This is a genomic window from Rhizocola hellebori, assembly GCF_016862955.1.
GTDB lineage: Bacteria > Actinomycetota > Actinomycetes > Mycobacteriales > Micromonosporaceae > Rhizocola > Rhizocola hellebori.
In genome coordinates this window covers 1-18,298 of the sequence record NZ_BONY01000110.1, presented here as the reverse complement: position 1 = coordinate 18,298, position 18,298 = coordinate 1, and the positions used below count along the sequence as shown (strand labels likewise).

Sequence of the window (18,298 nt, the reverse complement as noted above, 5' to 3'; positions counted from 1 at the left end):
TCAGGCGTCCTTGGGCTGCTTGGTCATCGGGCAGATGATCCGTTTGTGCTGGGCGAGCATCCCGTCGAAGCAGGTGAGCCCGCGGCTGGCGTCCTGGTGGATGGCCCGCTGGCACCCCTTGTCGCACGGGCAGATGACCACCATCTCCCCGGGCCGCAGCGTGCTTGTGCACTCGGGGCACTGGTCCCGCGTCGGCTTGTCGGCCACCAGCGGATGCGTCGCGGTCAACCGGGTCAGGACGGGAAAAGCCGGGGGCGGGTCCACGGCGTCGGCCGCGGCCTGGAAGCGTTGCACCATTGGATCGGGCTCGGCGAGCACCGCATCGGCCTGGCCGGTGCCCGAGGCACAGCCCAGCACCGAGTCCGTGTGACGTACCTCGCGCACCCGCACCTTGCCGGAGGCGTCATAGGTGGCCTGGACGACGTCCTCGAGGCGAAAGGTGTGGCCGCAACCCCGGCAGCTGCGCATGGCCCACTCCGAGTCGACAGTGGTCACTTTGACCGCGGTGCCTTCGGCGTTGACCGGATCCTCGCCCCGGATGACCGCGGCGTCGAATCTTTCCAGCGCTGACAGCTCGCTTTCCATCCGCTACCGCCCTTCGATTCTCATGTCCGCGGCGGCGCAGGACTTCCGGAAGCCCAGGCCCGCCTTGGCGACCGTGAACGCCTCCGGGACGGTTTTGCGGGCGGCGAGCGCGCGATAGAACGAAGCGACGAACAGTTCGGCGCAGGCGTCTTCCAGTGGCTTAGCAGCGCCTATCACGTAGGACGCCGACTTGAGCAGCTCCTGGGCGTATCCGCCGCTGTAGCACGAGTTGAGGACCACGCATTCAAGCTGGCCCACCGAACTGAGCACATTGGACAGAACGCCGATCTCCACCGGCGCCGAGCGGCCGGCGCGGTCCTCGAAGACCAGCTGGCCCCGTGCTGTGCCGTGGCCCGCGAAATGCACCACGTCGACCGGCTGGCGCAGCAACTCGGGGATGATGTCGTCCACCCGAGTGGCCATCGACTGCTCGATCTCCAGGCTGCCACGTGAGGCCTGGGCGATCGCGCGCAACTCGCGATATTCGGCTTCGAGCCGGACCCGGGCCGCCTCGCGCGGGCTGGACATCAGGCACAGCACACGGCGTACCCGCGGCTGCTTTCCGTTGAGCGCCTTCAAGAACGTCTCGTTGCCGGGGTAGTCCTCCAGCGCCGCGCGCACAATGCTCAGCGGCCCGCCCGGCACGTCCATCCCGTGGTTCACCCGGGTGAAGACGGTGCGCCAGTAAAGCGCGATCGAAGGTTCGCCGAACACAGGCATCCGCGCCGGCGGCACCTTGGCCCGGTTCAGCAGATCGATTGCCATGTCACGGCTTGGGTAGCTTTCGCCGAGGACCTCGAAGAGGCCGAGCCGGCCCAGCTCCACGATGTCGACGGCGTTTTCACTCGTCAAAGAAGAACACCTCCACCCGGATGTCGCCCGGGTCGCCTGGCGTCCACAGCAACCTGGAGGCGACAAACCTGAATTTCTCCACCCGCTGGGAGACCACCTCGACGAGTTTGCCCGCCACCCTGGTGGCGAGGCTGTCCTGGTAGTTGTGAGCCGGGGCGGTGCCGAAGGCGAGGATCAGTCCGGCCCTTCGGTTCTGGACGTTGTTGCGGCGCAGCTCCTCGTTGAATTTCTGCACCAGATTCTGGGCAGCTGAGTCGTTTCCGGCGAGGAGGAGATTGACATTGACACCCCTGACCCAGAAGTCGACGCTTTTCAGGTTGAGCACCGGCGGCTTCGATGGCGCGGGCGACGGCTTGGACGATGCCGAAGCCGAAGGAGTCGGCTTGGCCACCGTCGGGGGGACCGAGACCAGCGCCACGAGGAACAGGACGATCAGAAGATCGGCGAAGAGCCACCCCGCGAGGTGCGGGGCGAAAAGCTTGCGCTGCCTCATCGCGCACCGCTGAAGTCGGGATCGTCGTAGCCGAGATCGACCGTGCGGTGGGGAGCGCCACCGTTGCTCGGCCGTGGATCATCAAGGTATTCGGTTTCCTGGAACGGCATGTTGAGGAACGACCCGCCACCGTAGGGCGCCTGGCGCAGCTGCTCGTTGATCTGCTCGATCGAGCGTTGCATCCCCAGCGTGAAGTCCAAGAACTCACGTATCCGGTCGCCGAAATCCTTCATCAGATCGTTGATGCGCTCGGCCACCACGCCCTGCTCCTCGGCCTGGATCCCGGAGGCCTGGGTGGCCTGCTGCACCTGTTGCACGAGCGCCTCGATGGCCTTGCGCATCGCGGCCTCGTGCGCGGCCATGCTGGCTTGCGCGGTGAGGAACCGCTCGAGTTGTTCGCCGGGCGCTCGCAGCGATGCCGTGGCCGCGGTCAGCCCGGCCGCAGCCGTGGACCACTTGTCCAGCGCGGCGGTCATCGCGCCGTTGGGGCCGCTGTCGAAGGTCTGGCTGACCCGATGAAGCTCCTGTACCAAGGTGTTGGTGCTGGCCTCCAGCTGCCCCACCAGCTTGCGGATGTCGGCCATCGACACCTGCTCGCCCTCGTCGGATCCGCTGCGCCTGGCCAGCACCAGCGTGGCCCGGGCCAGTGCCTTGCCGAGCTGCGCGCGCTGGCGCGCCAGCGACGATCGGGCTTCCGCCATCCACTCGAGCAGATGCACGAGGAAGGTCGTGGCGGCGACCGCGAGCACCAGCTTGGCGACCGTGAGCGCCGCCGAGCCCAGCGAGGTCACCTCGCCGCCGAAGCCGGACCGCCATCCGTCCAAAAAGGACTCACCGGGCTTTCCGGTGGAATTGAGAGCCTGCCAGAGGTAGTACCAGGTGATGGCGACCGGGGCGAAGATGAGCACATCGCGGACCATGCCGAGAAACCGGGCCAGGCGATGCCACAGGGCGGCGTCCCGGTCGGGCAGCAGCACCTCCGGCGGATAGGCCGCCACCAGGTCCACGCCGACGACGCCGTAGCGATCCCCGCTCAACGCGGTGGCAAGCTCGTTCAACACCGTGTAGCCGTCGCCGGCGGCGTAACGCGCGCTGTGCCGGATCGTCGCCACCGTGATGGTCAGGTCTGAGGGGGCGGCGGTCTTCGATACCGCGAACCGCGCTGTGGTCACTGGTTCACCGTCCTGTGGTGAGAATGAGGGCCAAGGCCAGCACCCCCGAGGCTAAAACCAGCAACACCACCAGCAGATGTTCCGCAGTGATGAGCGGCTGCCCGGTCTTGTCGGAGGTTCGGTGGGACGAGGCCGGAATCATCGGGGCAGGGGAGGGCGGCATGCCGACGTGGTGGTAGTAGAGCCGCTGGCTCTCCTGCTCGATGCGGGCCCTGCGGTTGTGGTGGATGAGGGCGGCGATGAGCTGCCACTCATAGGTTCGCCGGTCGACCGACTCCTCGATCGCCGACTCGAGCGCCGGTGGCGTGCGCCGGCCCAGCATCTCCAGGAGTTGGCTGACCTCGGCAAGCAGCTCGCTGGAGCGGATTTTCCGCCCGAAGGCGATGTCGACGGCGAGCCGATAGACCGTCACCGGGTCGGCGTCCGGAGCTTGCAGAAGCGACTCCACCGTGATGGTCAGCACGCCGCGCGGGAACAGAATGCCCCGCAGGAAGAGCCTTTCCCTGTCCCGCTTGAGGTGGCGATGGCGTGCCGCCAGCTCGAGCATCCGATGCGCGAACGCGGGTTGCTGACCGGCCGCGAGCTGTGCCCCCTGCAGCAACCCGACCAGCGACACGTTGCCCAGCTCCCGAACGATCTGGGGCGAGAAGGGCAGCCCGAGGTAGTCGGCGACGGCATAGCGCGACACCCGATGGAAGTCGGCCGGGTCGTGCCTATCCGCGTTGCGCAGCACCGCCTGCAGCGCCTCGTGGATCGCCGCGGGCGCAGGCCGGCAGGCGGCGGTCACCCGGGCCAGCTCGGAACTGCGCCGGGGAAGGTGGGCGGTGGCCAGGCAGCGCAGCACCGCCTCGAAAATCAGCCGATCGCCGAAGGACGGCAGACTGGTCAGCTCATCGATGCGGCTCAGCAGCGCGATCAGGTCGGTGTCCGGGAGGTCCGCGACCACGCCGGCCAGAAGCTTTGCGCCATCAGGGGTGGCGAGGAAGGCCAGGTCCGCCTGCGACGCCTCGCCGCGCATCACGCGGTCGAGCAGCGACATTGGCGAGCCGTAGATGCCCGGGCCGAGCCGCTTGCCGTCGACCCAGGTGACGATCTCGGCGGCGGTGCTGACCGGCTGCGGGGGCATCCAGTCCGCGATGGCGGCCGGCCCGCCGCTGCGGTAGGTGTGCACGAGGGCGGTGGCGAAGTCGTTGACATCGCTGGGCACGCCGGTGCGATCCCCGGGGCGGATCCGGCGGTACTGCACCGCGCTCATCGACATCGCGGGCTGGCGATCCAACATGATCACCTGTGGGCCGAGGGCGGTGTCGGTCTCCATTCGGGTGGCGAACGTCAGCTGCGTGGCCAGCGCCCGGTCGAGGATTTCGGTGAGCCCGCAAACCACTGTGGTGCCAGGTGTTGTGGCATCAATGACCGATATCCGGGTACCGGGTTCGGCCAGTAATCGCGTGACGAGATCGGTGAGCAGGCCATCGGCTTGCGCGTCGCTCTGCATGCGAATGCCGCCCAGCCGGCTTTGGATGCCTGAGCTCAGGCTGGAGCGGTAAAGCGGATCCAGCTTGCCGTCCGGCGGCAGCGCTTCCGGATCGGTGATCCACTCCCAGCCCGCCAGCCCCACCGCGTCGCAGGCGGTGAGGCTGGTCACCTTCCCCAGCAGACAATGCGTCAAAGTGGAAGGCCGGTCCTTAGGATCGTTGGCCCGCAGCCGGTGCAGCACGGCCGCCTCACCCTCATGGGTGACGTAGACAAGGTCGAGCCCCGGTTTGATGTCCTCGGCCGACGCGAAAGCAGCCCACAGCACGGGCTGCAATCGCTTCTCCCACACCGCGACCTCGTCGAGGGCCAGCGACGCGGCCACCGGACCGACCCCCTTGCCGCCGGTCAGCGTCTGCTCGGACCAGTAGAAGCAGATCTGATGGATCGTGCCCGAGCGGTCATCCATGGAGTTGGCCCAGCTGCCCAGCATCGAGCACACCCTTCATCACGAGCAGCGACAACAACGGCTTGAGCACGCGGCGCTGCCGGAAACTGCGGCTCGGGAAGAAGCCGTCGGCCGACTGGCAATTGGTGGCGGATGCGTAGTGCAGCGTCACCGGGGCGAGCCGCAGCGCTGGTTTGAGATAGGCACCCCCACCGCGGCTGGCCAGGAAGGCATATACGTCAGCGCTTTCCTCGCTGATGGTGCTCAGCTCGAGGTCGTCGTCGCCCACGCCGAACCATCGTTTGGTCGGCTCGTCGCGGTCGTAGGTCAGCCGGTCGGCCTTGCCGACGACGATCGCGGCCGGGATCGGGATGAACGGATCCGGGAATTGCTGGTCGAGATATTGATATTTTCGGTTCAGCTGGTCTATGACCAGCTCGAAAGTGGAGTCTCCGGTCTCGGCGCGACCCTGCTCGCCGGCGGATCTGATGGTCGTCGAGTCCACCACGAAGATCAGCGCATTGACGGCGGAGAGGAAAGCGTTGTGCGGACCCGGATCCCGTAAGCGGTCGCCGGAAACGTCGAAGAAGGCGATGGCGACCGGGGGGCGGCCGTCGCGGTGATGCAGGGTGGTCGCATAGGTGAACTCGACACTGGATTGGTGAAGCGGGGTGGCGTCGAGCACCGCCCGCCTCTTGAGGAAGGGCTCCAGGTGGGTGGCGGCGAAGCGCTGGTGCAGAGCCGCGTCGAGCGGTCGCATTTGGACACCGATGCTGTCCAGCCAGGGCGCGTTCTGCAGCCGGCCGAGCATCGCGGTCAGGAGCAGGGTCTTGCCGACGGTGCTTTCGCCGATGAGCCCGATGATGATCGGTTCGCCGTAGTCGCCGTATTGGTAGGGCACATAATGCCGGTCACCCGGCCCCGGACACACCCTGACCGCGCGCATGGAGCGCGCCGCGAACTGGGTGTGGTCCTCTTGTGCGGTACGGGGGACGAGCGGCTGCTCCGACCCGTCCGGGTTGATGATGACGGCCTCGGTGCTCGCCCACACCACGTTCTGCAGGCAGTTCGGACAGCGCGCCGGTGGTGGCACAGGCCCCGGCCGGGTCACAGGATCCCCCCGAAGTAGGCAATCGCCAGCAGCCCGGCAAGGATCGCCAGACCCAGGATCCACTTGGCTGTGGCGCTGAGCCCGTTCCCCTTGCGGGGCACCGGCTCTGGCAGCGGCATGAAGTTGTATGGCGACTCCGACGTGGCGACGGGTCGCGCGTAGTAGGCGCGCAGGAAGGCGTTGTGGCGCTGGGTGAGCTCGCCGAATTGGCGCCGCGCTTCGCCTGCTTCCCGGGTGCTCGGAGGGTCGATGACGACCGTCTGACGGGGGAAATTCATCAGATCGATGATCCGCCCGGCGGAGATCCGGTCGAGCAGCGCGGCCCGCAGCACCTTTCGCAGCGCCACATCCTGCCGGCTCACCTGATCGGCAAGCTCCTCCAGACGCGGCTGCTCGCCGGTCAGCATCGGGAGCATCAGCATGCCGGCGCTGTACACATCGTCCAAACAGGACGTCTTTCCGCTTCCCGCCAGCTGTTCGGGTGACGCCCACGGCGCGACACCCTGATGGGTGCGGTTGCTGCCCTGAATCGTGAGGTGTTCCAGCTCGCCGATCTGCAAAGAGGATCCGTCCCAGCGCACCGTCAAGGGGTTGAGGTTGCCATGCACGAGCTGGCGATATGCCAGGAAATCCAGTGAGTGCAACAGGTCTGACACGGCGCGGCCCACCGCCGGACCACGCAGGGGCAGCTCGCCGTTGAGCGTGGCCAGGGCGTCGCCGCGGGTGGCGGTGACCACCACGGCTCTCTCGTCGCTGTCGACGTCATAACCGATCAGCTGGGCAACGGTGTCCGGCAATCTGCGGCCACGCAAAAGCAACTCGCCCATGCTCGTGAGGTGTCGCAGGATGCGCACATCCTTGGCGGTGGTGGCCGTTTGCACCAATACGGTTTCGTTGCTCACCAACAACCGCCCATGCTGGCGCAGGATGGTGCCGTCGATCGTTCGGTCGTCTCCCTCGATGTCGATGACTCGCTTCTGGCGTCCATCACCCTTGCGATTGGGCTCGTATAAATAGAAGTCCTGTTCAGCCATTGAATCCTTCAGCCAACAACATCATGACATGGAAATATTGGGCCGATAACGTAGTTGCCGATGTAACCACGAGGCAACCGGACCGGACATTGGTCTGCCGTGCCCACATGCTCACCCAAACGGTGGCCCGGTCGAGCCGAGTTGGTGTTCTGGGCCGACTTCAGTCTGCCCACAGCACCGGTGCGGATGCACGTGTTGCCCGTTGTCCAAGGTGTCGGTGATGGGCAACCCATGGCGTTGTTCAGCTACGAATTCGCAGTGTGGCGTGCAGCCAGTGGATCCTGCCGAACCCTGGCGAATCCTGCCCCAGCACAGGCGATCGCGGTGGCGATGCGCCGGCCGCCGAGGCGAGCCGTTGCCAATATGGCACCAGCTTCGCCCTCTCGGTAAGTAGTCCGGAGGTGGAGAATATGTCGAACAATGAATCCGGCGTCCAGACTCTCAGGCGCGTCGTGGAAATCCAGTTGGCCCAATTCCCGAGCCAATCAGCTGACGCTGGATCGGGGGCCACCATCTGTCCTACGTAGAGGACGCCTCCGGATTCCAGCCGGCGGCCGAGCGTACGCAATGCGGTATCGGGACAGACGACATAGTGCAGGACTTGCCTTAGCAGGATGGTGCCGAACTGCCCGGTCGAGGCGTCCAGATCCTCGAGGCGGCCGCACACCGTTCGCATTGGCGCGGGAACCTGCGCGAGCACACGGTGATCGTGATCAAGGACGGTCGCGTCGATAGCGGCGGCGTCGGAGGCCATCCGCCGGTGGAGATAGGCCGGCAGATATCCGTCGCCGCCGCCGGCGTCGAGCAGGCGCCCGATCCTGTGCTGTTGCAACAGATCGACGCAATGCTCAGCCACCGATGGTGCGTGCCGCCACGAGCCGGGCGGGTCTGCACCACCTTCTAAGTGGGGGTCCAGAGGCTCCTCCTACCTGACTTTTTACGGAACGCGTCGTGTCGTTCCCATGGTCAGGATGCGGGGAGCTGATGGCCGCGCGGGAGGTGTTGTCCGTGACCCGTTGCCCGCGCGCTACGCGGCCGTGCGCTGGCGCAGCGCCGCGCTCAGGTCGGGCATGAGCACCGCGACGGCACGCTGGTGGTGCCAGCGGTTGAGGGTGCCGGCCAGGTTACGCAGATCGGCGCGGATGGTCGCGGATTGCAGGTTGCCGTAGGACACCAGCACCGGCGCAGCCACGGCACACGCCTCATCGACCTCGCCGCTGCCGGCCAGCGCCAGGGCCAGCCGCGCGCCATAGCGGGTGCGGGCCCGCGCCGCCTGCGGTGGAATGCGCTCGATCTCCCGGCGCAGCACCGGGGCCGCCTCGGCCGGCCGGCCCAGGTCATACAGGCACCAGCCCAGCGTCATCGCCACGGGATCGATCACATTGGTGGTGCCGATGACCGGCTGCGGATCGCTGGTGTCGACCCGGCCCAAGAACCTGGCTGCGCGATCCAGCGCCCGCCGGCACTGCTCATAGTCGCCGCCGAGGGCGTGGCCCTGGGCTTCCCGTTGTGCCGCCAGCCCGCGCACGCGATCGCTGATCGACTCGGTCTGGGCGCGCTGGGCCAGCTCCACCGTGGTAGCGGCGTCGCCCTGGTAGAGCGCGATCAAAGCCTTGCGCACGAATCCATAGGAGACCAAGCAGTGATCTTCTCCGGCGGCCGCGAACTCGCAGGCCCAGTCGGTCCACCAGGCGGCGTGGGCGTCGTCGCCGTCCTCCTGTGCCATCCAGCCGGCGTATTCGGCGAACCGTGCGGCCAGGGCCAGCGCCGATTCCCGGATCCCGCTCGATGACTGTGACGCCAGCTTGAGCAGCATCCGGGTGTGGGAGGCCAGCGGCGGAGTCATGGTGGCGGCGCTCATCCGCTGGCCCATCGCCCGCAGATTGTCATAGATGGCGCGCATCGCCCGCAGCTCTGCCGGGCCCGCCCCGCCGTTTTCGGTGACGGCTCGATTTCGCAAGGGCCACAACGGTTCGCGGGTGACCTCGTCGGTCAGGTCGGACGCGCTGTTGTCCGCGGCGAAGCGGGCGTGGGCATCCCCGGCCGGCCTGGGCCGCTGCGTGGCTGCAGCGAGGCGGGTCAGCTCACCCCGGCTGCCCAGGACGGCTTCGCACAGGCGGACCAGATCGTCGCTAGGGCTTTTGTGTCCCAGCTCGACGCGGCTCAGGTGGCCCTTGGTGTAGTGGACCGCTATGGCCAGCTGGCCTAGCGAGAGGCCCGCCGCCATCCGATAGTGGCGCAGGCGCGCGCCGAACGTTGCCCGCGAGATGGTCACCGGCACTACCCCCTCCAGCCGAGGTGCCCCACATCAACCGGTAAGCTGCGCATTGCCTTACCATCGATGCCTTAGTGATCGATCGTCATTGAAAGCAGTATGATATCCGCCGTTGCCAAGCCGGCTTGCGCGCACGGTGAGATCTCACGAACGGGTGAGCTTACGATGGCCGTGGTATTTGTGAACTTCCGCAACGGCGACGAGCCCTATGCGGCCGCTCTGATCTATCGCACGCTGGCTGAACGCTTTGGTCCCGACACGGTTTTCCGGTCCACCGACTCGCTGCAGCCGGGAACGAAGTGGGCTGAGGAAATCTGGGTCGCACTCGAGGAGTGCGACATTCTGGTGGCGGTGATCGGCCCGCGCTGGCTGGAAATGAAAGATGCGGCCGGACGCATGCGATTGCGCCAGCGCACCGATTGGGTGCGATTGGAGATTGTTCGTGCCCTCAAGGACGGCAAACACGTCATTCCGGTATTGGTCAACGGCGCGGCCCGGCTCGATCGAAAGCGGTTGCCGCGCAGTCTGGCCGCGCTGGCGGCCCGCCAGTCGATCGTCCTCGACCATCGTGACACCGAACGCGGCCTGGCCAAGCTGGTCGCCGAAACCCAGCGCTACGTGCCGGAAGCGGCCGAGGCGGCCGCGGACAGTCCATATCGGACGGTCGGCTGGCTGTCCCCGTGGAACGTGCCGCCCCGGGTCGAGCGTTCGGTGGAGCGACTGGACATTCTCCACGAAATCGCGGCAGCGCTTAAGGAATCGGACGGCCGGGCCTGTGTGCTGACCGGTGGAGTTGGTGTCGGAAAGACCCATCTCGCCACCGAATTCGCCTATCGCTATGCCGGCGATTACGAACAGGTGTGGTGGATCTCGGCCGAGCACCCCGAGTTGATGACGGCACAGCTGGCCCTGCTGGGCGGCGCGCTGGGGGTCGACGTGAGATCGGAAGCGGAAGCCGTGTTGCCCGCGATCTTCGCCGGGCTGCGCCGCCACGGCCGGTTTCTGCTCGTGCTCGACGGACTTGAAGATCCGCACCTGTTGCGCAGGTTCATCGCGCTGTCGGCGGTCGGTCATCTGCTCGTCACCTCCCGCCGCTCGGACTGGGGTCTGCTGCCGACCTCTGCGGTTGCGGTGAGCCGCTTCTCCCGTGACGAGTCGGTTCAGCTGCTGCGGATGCATATTCCAGGTTCGCCGGCGACCGCAGAGCTGGCCGCGCTCGCGGCGTCGGTGGACGACATCGCGCTGGCCCTCACCCAGGCGGCTGTCTTCGTCGCGAGTGGAGCGGTCACCCCCGCCGAGTACACCGATCTTGTCAGCCGCAGAACCCGCGAGATGCTCACTCGTGGTGAGACCTACCTCTATCCCCGCTCGCTGAACGCGGCGTGGACGATCGGGCTGGAGGCGCTGCGTGAATCGGCGCCGTTGGCCATGGAGTTGCTGGAACTGCTGTCGGTCATGGCCGCCGCGCCGCTGCCTGGTGAAGCCCTGCTGGCATGGAAAGCAGACCCGCTCGCGGTCAAAGAGGCGATCCACGCCCTCGGGCGCAGCGGCCTGATCGCGATCGAGGCTGGCCGGGTACACCCGCATGGTTTGTTTCAAGCCTTTGTGAGGGAGCCGATTGCGGCCTCGCGCCGGCAAGAGCTGGCTGAGGCGGGCCGGGTTTTGCTGGCGGCGATGCGTCGCGGCGACCCGCGGGGCGCCGACCCCGAGGGCGACTATGCCGTGTTGTTGCCGCACGCGCTGGCCCTGGACATCGAAGCCGGTGCGCATCCGCAGTGCCGGGAATTGCTGCTAGACCTAGCCCAATACCTGACGGCACATGGCGATCCGGGCATGGCACTGCGGATGAGCACTGGGGCGATGCGGCGCTGGCAGGCCGAGTTCGGCCCCGATGCCGACTGCACCCTGGACGCCGCCGCTCACGCCGCACAGGCCCACTATCACCTGGGCAACCACGCCGAGGCGGTCAAGCTCGACCGAAACGTGCACCGGCGGATGCTGGCGAAATATGGAGAGGAGGACCCGCGCACGCTCACCGCGGCGCACAATGTCGCCATCGCCTCGTGGGCGCTCAAGCCCGGGTCCGACCCGATTCACTTGGCCCACATCGTGATCCAGCGCACGCGGATCCTGGGCGACGACGATCCGGACACCATGCGCTCGACCCACAACCTCGGGCTGGGATTGCGGGCGGCCGGGGACATCACCGAGGCTCGGCGCGTAGACACGGCGAACCTGGAACGGCTCCGCGCCCGCCTCGGCGCCGACCATCCCGACACGTTGCGTTCCGCCTACGCGGTCGGCCTGGATCTGATGGCGATGCGGCAAGCCGCGCTCGCGCTCGACCTGCACGCCGACACCTATCAGCGGCGATGCCAGGTGCTCGGTGAAGACCACACGGACACCCTGCGATCGGGCTATGCGCTGGCCGCGTGCCACCGCGCGACCGGATCGGCCGAGGGTCTGGCCGTTGCGGCGCAGGTGTACCAGAGGCGCAAGGAGGTGCTCGGCGAGCATCACATCGACACGCTGCGATCAGCGATGCTCTATGGCGAAATGGCGATCGCTTTCGGCCCGCCCGCCGAGGTCACGGCCGCACGTGAGCTGGTCCGCGAAACCGCTGCGCGGGTCGCGGCCGTGGCCCTGCCCAATCAGGCGCGGTAACCCCGTCGCTGCCATGGATCCGGGTCGGTACGGATTCCGTCGTCGGCGCCCTCATAGATCGAGCTGACCACCGACCAGGTCTTGCCGTCGAAGACTTCCAGGTTGCCGCGATCGTCGAGCCGCACCTCGCCCGGTTCCGCATCGCCCGCGTTTGCGCCCACCGCCATACCGGGCATCATCGCATGCCGCCGCCAGCACGGGTCATGTTGTGCGGTCGAGGAAGTCGCGGACGATCCGCACGTAAAGCGGCTGCTCCTCGACGAACGTCATGTGCGCGCTGTCCTCGAAGACCACCAGCTGGGCACCGGGAATCCCGTCGGCAATCGCTTGCGCGCCTTCGGGAACACAGGTGCGGTCGTGCCGCCCGGCCAGCACCAGCACCGGCCGCGCGATCTCGCTCAGCCGGTGTTCAACCTCTATCCCGCCGTAGCCTGCTTCGGCGAAGACCCTGAGGATCTCGGGGGAGTAGACGGTCTCGCTCGTGTTCCTTTCGTATTCCTCGATGCGCGGGTCGCGCGGGTCGGCGAAGTGGAAAGGCAACTGGTCATGCATCAGTTGCGCGAAATCTTCGGGAGTGGCCACCGTCGATTCCCGCTCCCACGATTGCGCCACCTGTTCCCGCAACTCCCGCGGCTCGAAGGTGGCCAGATGAACAGCGACATTTTCCAGGTACCGGGAAGAAGCCAACCCACCCGAGACCACCACCGGCCCGGTGTCGCCCGGAAAGTCCACCGCATATTGCAGCGCTACGAAAGCGCCGTAGGAGTGGCCGAGGACCGCGAAGCGTGGCAGTCCCATCGCCCGGGCCAGCGCGGGCACGTCGGCGGCCATGCGCGACAGCGTCCACGTGGCACTGTCCGGACGCGACGACCGGCCACTGGCCCGCTGATCCACGAAGATCAGCTGGTACCGGTCGGCCAGCGGGTCGAGGTACTCCCCGAACTCGTGATGGTCCAGGCCCGGGCCGCCGTGCAGGATCAGCACCGGAAAGCCTTCACCCAGCACCGAAACGTAGAGCTCGCAGTCGCCAATATCGATCAGTCGCCCAGCCCGAGTCATAGGCTGGAGCATCGCATTTTTCTCCCGCGTGCGGTCGGATTGCCGACTGGCTATCAGCCAGCCGGGGTCTGTCCGGCGCACGTTTTGCGCGCTTGACTGTTATTTGTGCCCGAAATTCTCACATTAACCGGGATGAGAGCAATACCCGACGAAGAGCTCTATGTCCAGTTGGCTAATCACCAACTGAACTTCCCCACCCCGCTCCCGGTCGAGGACTACGTCTACCGCTGCGACGTGTGGGAAATGGTCAACAAGGCCCTGCACGCCGAGATCGCCCGCCGCCGCGCGACGCCGCCCCCATGGTGGCCGCAACCCCGCGAAAAGCTAGCCACCTCAACGCGTCGTCACCTGACGGCCCTCGGCATCTACACCGGCATCCTCACTTTGGCCGGCGCGGCGGGCGCCGTGATCGGCCACCAGTAGCAGGCTGTTCAGCCGCGGTGGCGATGTACCTTTCGACGCCGTCGAGCAGCCGTTGCAACCCCCGGGCGAAGCGCTCGTCGGGCGAATATCCGGCGAAGGCACGCTTCAGCGCGGTCCACCGGTCACCCTCGCCAAGCAGAGCTTCAATATGTGGGTACTCGCCGGTGGCCAGGTGCCGGTCGAAATAGTCGGTAACGGCCGGGGCCGCTTCCGGGGGCACCGATTCCAAGCCGGGTTCCTGTTCGCTTTTGAGCACAAACCCGGCCACGTAGTCGTCGATCATCGCGATCAGGTCGAGCCTGTCCGCCGCGGGCAGGCCGGTGGTGGCGACCGCGGCCAGCGACTGCTCGAAGTGGCGCAGCGCGTGGGGCCCGCCGGCGTCGCCACCACCGCCGGCTTGCAGGCCGGCGACGGCCCAGGGGTGACGCTGGAACATGGCGCGGGTGCGATAGGCGATCGCGGTGAGGGCGGCCCGCCAGTCGCCGGGCAGTTGCTCGGCGGGCATCAGCTGCTCGGCCATGATCGCGTCCTGCATGAGCGCCATCAGGTCGTTTTTGGACTTCACATAGTGGTACAGGGTCATCGTGCCCGCGTCGAGCTCGGTGGCGATCCGGCGCATGGTCACCGCCTCGATGCCCTCGGCGTCGGCGATCGCCAGCGCGGTGGCGGCGATCAGCTCGCGGGTATGGCGCGGAGGCACGTCGTACATCGTACTAGTCGTACGTGGTACGATCCCTCGTACGTTGTACGAAAGGACCTTGGCGTGTCGTATGGGATAGAGATCGAAGGCCTGGTCAAGCGCTACGGTGAGACCGTCGCGCTGGACGGTGTCGACCTGATGGTGCCGGCCGCCACCATCTGGGGTCTGCTAGGGCCGAACGGGGCAGGCAAGACCACCATCGTCAGAATCCTGGCCACCCTGCTGCGCGCTGATCGCGGCGTCGCGCGGGTGGGCGGTTTCGACGTGCAGCGCCAACCCGATCGGGTGCGTGCGATGATCGGGCTGACCGGCCAGTTCGCCGCCGTCGACGAGGCCCTGACCGGTTACGAAAACCTGCTCATCGTCGCCCGGCTGCTGGAACTGCCTGCGCGGCAAGCAAAGCAGCGCGCCAACGAGCTGTTGGAGCGATTCGGGCTCGCCGACGCCGCCCGCCGCAGCGTGAAGACCTACTCCGGCGGCATGCGCCGCCGCCTCGATGTAGCCGCCAGCCTGGTTGGCACGCCGAAGGTGCTCTTCCTCGACGAGCCGACGACCGGCCTTGACCCGCGTGCCCGGGCCGACGTCTGGGAGCTGGTGCGGGGATTGGTCGCCGACGGCACCACCGTGCTGCTCACCACCCAATACCTGGAGGAGGCCGACCAGCTGTGCCACGGCGTCACCCTGATCGACCACGGCCGGGTGGTGCGGCAGGGCACCCCGGCCGCGCTGAAGGCCACGGTCGGCGGGCAGACCCTGCAAGTGCGCGCCGAGAATCGGGCCAGATCCGGTGACGTCGGCGTCATCGTGGTCGAGATCCTCGGCGGCGTCGCGGCCGCCGAGAGCGACGACGGCATGATCGCCGCGCCGCTACCCACCGGCTACTCCGCGGGCGCCACCCTGGCCGCGGTCGCCACCCGGCTGGAGTCGGCCGGCATCGAGGTGGCCGAGATCGGCATCCGCCTGGCCAGTCTGGATGAGGCATTCCTGGCCCTGACCGGCAGTCCCGCCACCACGGAGGCTCTTCGATGAACCCGGTCCGCGCGACGCGCCACGGCCTTACCCTCGCCCACCGCAATCTGCTCAGGTTCAAGCACACCCCCGACCAGCTGCTCGACATCATCCTGATGCCGATCACCTTCGTGCTGATGTTCGTCTTCCTTTTCGGCACAGCGGTTTCCGGCAACTGGCACACCTACCTGCAGTTCGTGATCCCCGGCATCGCCGTGCAGGCGCTGATGTTCGCCACCCTCGGCGGCGCGCTGGCCCTCAACACCGATCTGCGCAACGGCATCTACGACCGGTTCCGCAGCATGCCGATCGCCCGCTCGGCGCCGCTGATCGGCCACATTCTCGGTGATGCCATCAAGTATCTGCTCGCGGTCATGCTCGTCTTCGGATTCGGTGCCATCCTTGGGTACCGCACCAGCGCCAACGCGCCGCGCCTGCTGACCGCGGCCGCCCTGCTGCTGGCCTTCGCCTTCGCGGTGTGCTGGATCGGCACGCTCATCGGGATAGTGGCCCGCGCCGCGGAGACCGTGCAAGCGCTCAGCCTCGTGCTCATCTTCCCGCTCACGTTCGGCAGCAACGTTTTCGTTCCCACCGACAAACTGCCCGGCTGGCTCCAGGCGTGGGTGAAAGTCAACCCGGTGACGCAGCTTTCCGACGCCGTCCGCGCCCTGCTCGCCCAGCAGCCCGCCACCGCCGCGGCCACCCACGCTCTACTGTGGACGGTCGGCATCATCGCCGTGTTCGCGCCCCTAGCCGTCACCGCCTACCGCCGCCGAACCTGAACCCGCTGTGATGCGGGTCAACCGGGGGTTGGGGGGCGCAGGCCGTCCATGAGGACGGTGAGGAAGGCGTCGGCGAGTTCCTGGGAGGCCGGTTGCGATCGCGCTATCGCGTAGGTGGCCTGGCTGATCAGAGTGGTGGTGACGGCGGGCGCCAGGTCTGTGCGGATGGTGCCGTTGGCTCGTGCGGCGGCGATCATCTCGTCCACCGAGCGCACCAGTTCTGCTTCAAGGGTGGCGGTGGCGGGGAGGTCAAGGCCGCCCAGTTGGTCGCTGATGGCGTGGTGCGCGGATTGGAAAGCGATCAGCTCGCCGAGGAAGGTGCGTAGGGCCTGCTCGGGGCTGTCCTTCTCCAGCAACGTCTTGGCCCGCTGCACCACCGGCTCGAGGAGGCCGGAGATCGCGGTGTCCAGCAGCGCGTCCTTGCCGCCGAAGGCTCGGACGACAGTCGCCGAACCCAGGCCGGCCCGCTTGGCGATGGCCTCCACGGTGAGAGCGGTGCCCGGCTGGGCCAGGAGAGCCGTGGCCGCTTCCAGGGCGAGCTGCCTGTTGCGCATGGCGTCGGCCCTGCGCGGGTTCCCGCCGGGAGTTGACATCTGGAACGCCCCTTCCACATACTCTAACTGGAACGCGTGTTTCAGTTATCGTAACCCAAGGGGGACTCCGATGAACAAGCGCATCCTGATCGCGGGTGGGAGCATCGCCGGGCTGACACTGGCGCACTGGCTGGCCCGATACGGCTTTCGCCCCACCGTGGTCGAGCGCGCGCCGCGGCTGCGTGTCGGCGGCAATGGGGTCGACCTTCGCGACCACGCGGTGGACGTGGCCGAGCGGATGGGGATCATGCCGCAGGTCCGTGCGGCCGCCGCCGACGTCCAGGGCATGAACTTCGTCGACGCCGACAACCGCACCATCGCTCGCCTCGACATCCAGGAGCCCGGCGCGGTCGAGATCATGCGCGGCGATCTGGTTGGGTTGCTTTACGGGGCAACGCAATCGGGCGTCGATTATCTCTTCGGCGACGCCATCCGCCACCTGGAGCAGGACGACGATGGCGTCACGGTCGCCTTCGAGCACGCAGCCACCGCCCGGTTCGACCTCGTCGTCGGCGCCGACGGCATGCACTCCACGGTAAGGAGGCTGGCGTTCGGCCCGCACTCGCGGTATGTCCGGCACCGGGGCCACTACTTCGCCTTCGCCGACACCGATGCGGCGCTGGGCCAGGACCGGTGGATGACGATGTACAACGTGCCAGGCAAGATGGCCGGGATCTACCGCTCCGGCAATCACAGCCAAGCCAAGGCGTACTTCCTTTTCCGCTCCGAAGTGCTTAGCTATGACCATCGTGACGTCGAGCAACACAAGCGTCTGGTGCGCGACGTTTTCGCGGGCGAGAACTCCTGGCGGGTCAAGGATTTGCTCGCCGCCGCGCTGGCCGATCCGGACTTCTACTTCGACGCGCTCAGCCAGGTGCAGATGGACTCCTGGTCCACCGGCCGGGTGGCGCTGGTGGGCGACGCCGCCTGGTGCGCCTCACCCGCCTCCGGCGCGGGCGCCGAGCTCGCGATCGTCGGCGCTTACCGGCTGGCCGGCGAGCTCACGGCGGCAGGCGGCGACCACCGGCTCGCCTTCCCGCGTTATCGCGACAGCCACCGGGAACTGGTCGCCAAGAAACAGCAGATCGGTGTCAACCTCCGCCTCATGGCACCCAAGACCGCTGGCGGCAAACGAATCCGCGACACCTTCGCCCGCCTGCCGATCATGCGGATAATGCGGGCACTGCAACGCCTCGCACCGGGCAGGCCCGTTCCCGCGCTGCCGGAATACCCATCGCCAGCCAACTGTCCTAAGTAGACCCACCGCCGCCGTCGCGCTTGTGGGGTCGCCCGGATGGGCATGGTGTTGGCGAGCACCTACATCTCTGCATCACCAGCTTGATGCAGAGATGTAGGTGCTCGCGAAGTGCAGTCGTGCCAGGGATAGCTTGGAGACGATCTAGCAGCTGCGGGTCGGCGGCGTAGCCGCCGGGGGTGACCATGCACGGGCGTGGCGTTGCCGCCCGGGAGGTGCGGCGGATGACCACAACGGACCGGCGCGGAAGTTATTCATGGCGACTTATGGCTGCTATAGCAACCATAAGTCGCCAAGATTGCCAGACTCATGCTGCCGCGCGAGCGGAACGCGGCATCCGGGCGGCGGATGCAGGACGGCGCGGGCACGGT

General features: G+C 67.3%; 18 protein-coding genes. 5 read left to right on the top strand and 13 right to left on the bottom strand.

Going from position 1 to position 18,298, the window contains the following annotated elements; translation table 11 throughout:
- The 9 genes from Rhe02_RS44545 to Rhe02_RS44505 form a co-directional block, all read right to left on the bottom strand.
- A complete protein-coding gene (locus Rhe02_RS44545) occupies positions 1–585 on the bottom strand; it encodes a hypothetical protein (protein ID WP_203914605.1) in 585 nt (194 codons plus the stop codon).
- 3 nt (positions 586–588) lie between these two features.
- Positions 589–1,437 (bottom strand): CHAT domain-containing protein, encoded by an 849-nt coding sequence (locus Rhe02_RS44540; protein ID WP_203914604.1) that lies wholly within the window; start codon positions 1,435–1,437, stop codon positions 589–591.
- Positions 1,427–1,930: a hypothetical protein gene (locus tag Rhe02_RS44535; RefSeq protein ID WP_203914603.1), complete on the bottom strand. Its 504-nt coding sequence runs from the start codon at positions 1,928–1,930 to the stop codon at positions 1,427–1,429. The genes Rhe02_RS44540 and Rhe02_RS44535 overlap by 11 nt, the downstream gene beginning before the upstream one ends.
- Positions 1,927–3,102, bottom strand: a complete 1,176-nt coding sequence (locus tag Rhe02_RS44530) for a hypothetical protein (RefSeq protein WP_203914602.1) — start codon at positions 3,100–3,102, stop codon at positions 1,927–1,929. The genes Rhe02_RS44535 and Rhe02_RS44530 overlap by 4 nt, the downstream gene beginning before the upstream one ends.
- Before the next feature lie 4 nt (positions 3,103–3,106).
- A complete protein-coding gene (locus Rhe02_RS44525; protein WP_203914601.1) occupies positions 3,107–5,068 on the bottom strand; it encodes a hypothetical protein in 1,962 nt (653 codons plus the stop codon).
- Positions 5,037–6,134 (bottom strand): hypothetical protein, encoded by a 1,098-nt coding sequence (locus Rhe02_RS44520; RefSeq protein WP_203914600.1) that lies wholly within the window; start codon positions 6,132–6,134, stop codon positions 5,037–5,039. The genes Rhe02_RS44525 and Rhe02_RS44520 overlap by 32 nt, the downstream gene beginning before the upstream one ends.
- Entirely contained in the window at positions 6,131–7,168 is a 1,038-nt protein-coding gene (locus tag Rhe02_RS44515; protein ID WP_203914599.1) for a protein kinase family protein, read from the bottom strand. Before Rhe02_RS44515 ends, Rhe02_RS44520 begins: the two co-directional genes overlap by 4 nt.
- A gap of 241 nt (positions 7,169–7,409) precedes the next feature.
- Positions 7,410–8,024, bottom strand: coding sequence for a class I SAM-dependent methyltransferase (locus tag Rhe02_RS44510; RefSeq protein ID WP_203914598.1), 615 nt, complete (start codon positions 8,022–8,024; stop codon positions 7,410–7,412).
- Positions 8,025–8,195: 171 nt separating this feature from the next.
- Positions 8,196–9,449 (bottom strand): helix-turn-helix domain-containing protein, encoded by a 1,254-nt coding sequence (locus tag Rhe02_RS44505; RefSeq protein ID WP_203914597.1) that lies wholly within the window; start codon positions 9,447–9,449, stop codon positions 8,196–8,198.
- A 159-nt stretch (positions 9,450–9,608) separates the two neighbouring features.
- Here Rhe02_RS44505 and fxsT point away from each other — a divergent pair, with 159 nt between their 5' ends.
- Complete coding sequence (gene fxsT / locus Rhe02_RS44500) at positions 9,609–12,107, top strand: FxSxx-COOH system tetratricopeptide repeat protein (RefSeq protein ID WP_203914596.1); 2,499 nt, start codon at positions 9,609–9,611, stop codon at positions 12,105–12,107.
- Here the strand turns inward: fxsT and Rhe02_RS44495 are convergent.
- On the bottom strand, positions 12,095–12,274 hold the full coding sequence (locus Rhe02_RS44495) for a hypothetical protein (protein WP_203914595.1): 180 nt from the start codon (positions 12,272–12,274) through the stop codon (positions 12,095–12,097). The genes fxsT and Rhe02_RS44495 overlap by 13 nt on opposite strands.
- Before the next feature lie 34 nt (positions 12,275–12,308).
- Positions 12,309–13,166: an alpha/beta fold hydrolase gene (locus Rhe02_RS44490; RefSeq protein ID WP_203914594.1), complete on the bottom strand. Its 858-nt coding sequence runs from the start codon at positions 13,164–13,166 to the stop codon at positions 12,309–12,311.
- Between the two features lie 132 nt (positions 13,167–13,298).
- Here Rhe02_RS44490 and Rhe02_RS44485 point away from each other — a divergent pair, with 132 nt between their 5' ends.
- Positions 13,299–13,589, top strand: a complete 291-nt coding sequence (locus tag Rhe02_RS44485; protein WP_203914593.1) for a hypothetical protein — start codon at positions 13,299–13,301, stop codon at positions 13,587–13,589.
- Here Rhe02_RS44485 and Rhe02_RS44480 read toward each other — a convergent pair.
- Positions 13,546–14,289: a TetR/AcrR family transcriptional regulator C-terminal domain-containing protein gene (locus Rhe02_RS44480; RefSeq protein WP_203914592.1), complete on the bottom strand. Its 744-nt coding sequence runs from the start codon at positions 14,287–14,289 to the stop codon at positions 13,546–13,548. The genes Rhe02_RS44485 and Rhe02_RS44480 overlap by 44 nt on opposite strands.
- A 63-nt stretch (positions 14,290–14,352) precedes the next feature.
- On the opposite strand from Rhe02_RS44480, the gene Rhe02_RS44475 reads away from it, so the two are divergent.
- A complete protein-coding gene (locus tag Rhe02_RS44475; RefSeq protein ID WP_239124459.1) occupies positions 14,353–15,318 on the top strand; it encodes an ATP-binding cassette domain-containing protein in 966 nt (321 codons plus the stop codon).
- On the top strand, positions 15,315–16,079 hold the full coding sequence (locus Rhe02_RS44470; RefSeq protein WP_203914590.1) for an ABC transporter permease: 765 nt from the start codon (positions 15,315–15,317) through the stop codon (positions 16,077–16,079). The genes Rhe02_RS44475 and Rhe02_RS44470 overlap by 4 nt, the downstream gene beginning before the upstream one ends.
- A gap of 17 nt (positions 16,080–16,096) precedes the next feature.
- Here Rhe02_RS44470 and Rhe02_RS44465 read toward each other — a convergent pair whose 3' ends face one another.
- Positions 16,097–16,672 (bottom strand): TetR/AcrR family transcriptional regulator, encoded by a 576-nt coding sequence (locus Rhe02_RS44465; RefSeq protein WP_203914589.1) that lies wholly within the window; start codon positions 16,670–16,672, stop codon positions 16,097–16,099.
- A gap of 70 nt (positions 16,673–16,742) precedes the next feature.
- Between Rhe02_RS44465 and Rhe02_RS44460 the strand changes: the two genes are divergently transcribed.
- Positions 16,743–17,930 carry an FAD-dependent monooxygenase gene (locus tag Rhe02_RS44460; protein ID WP_203914588.1) on the top strand — a complete coding sequence of 396 codons (1,188 nt, stop codon included), beginning with the start codon at positions 16,743–16,745 and terminating at the stop codon, positions 17,928–17,930.
- The last annotated feature ends 368 nt before the right edge of the window (positions 17,931–18,298 follow it).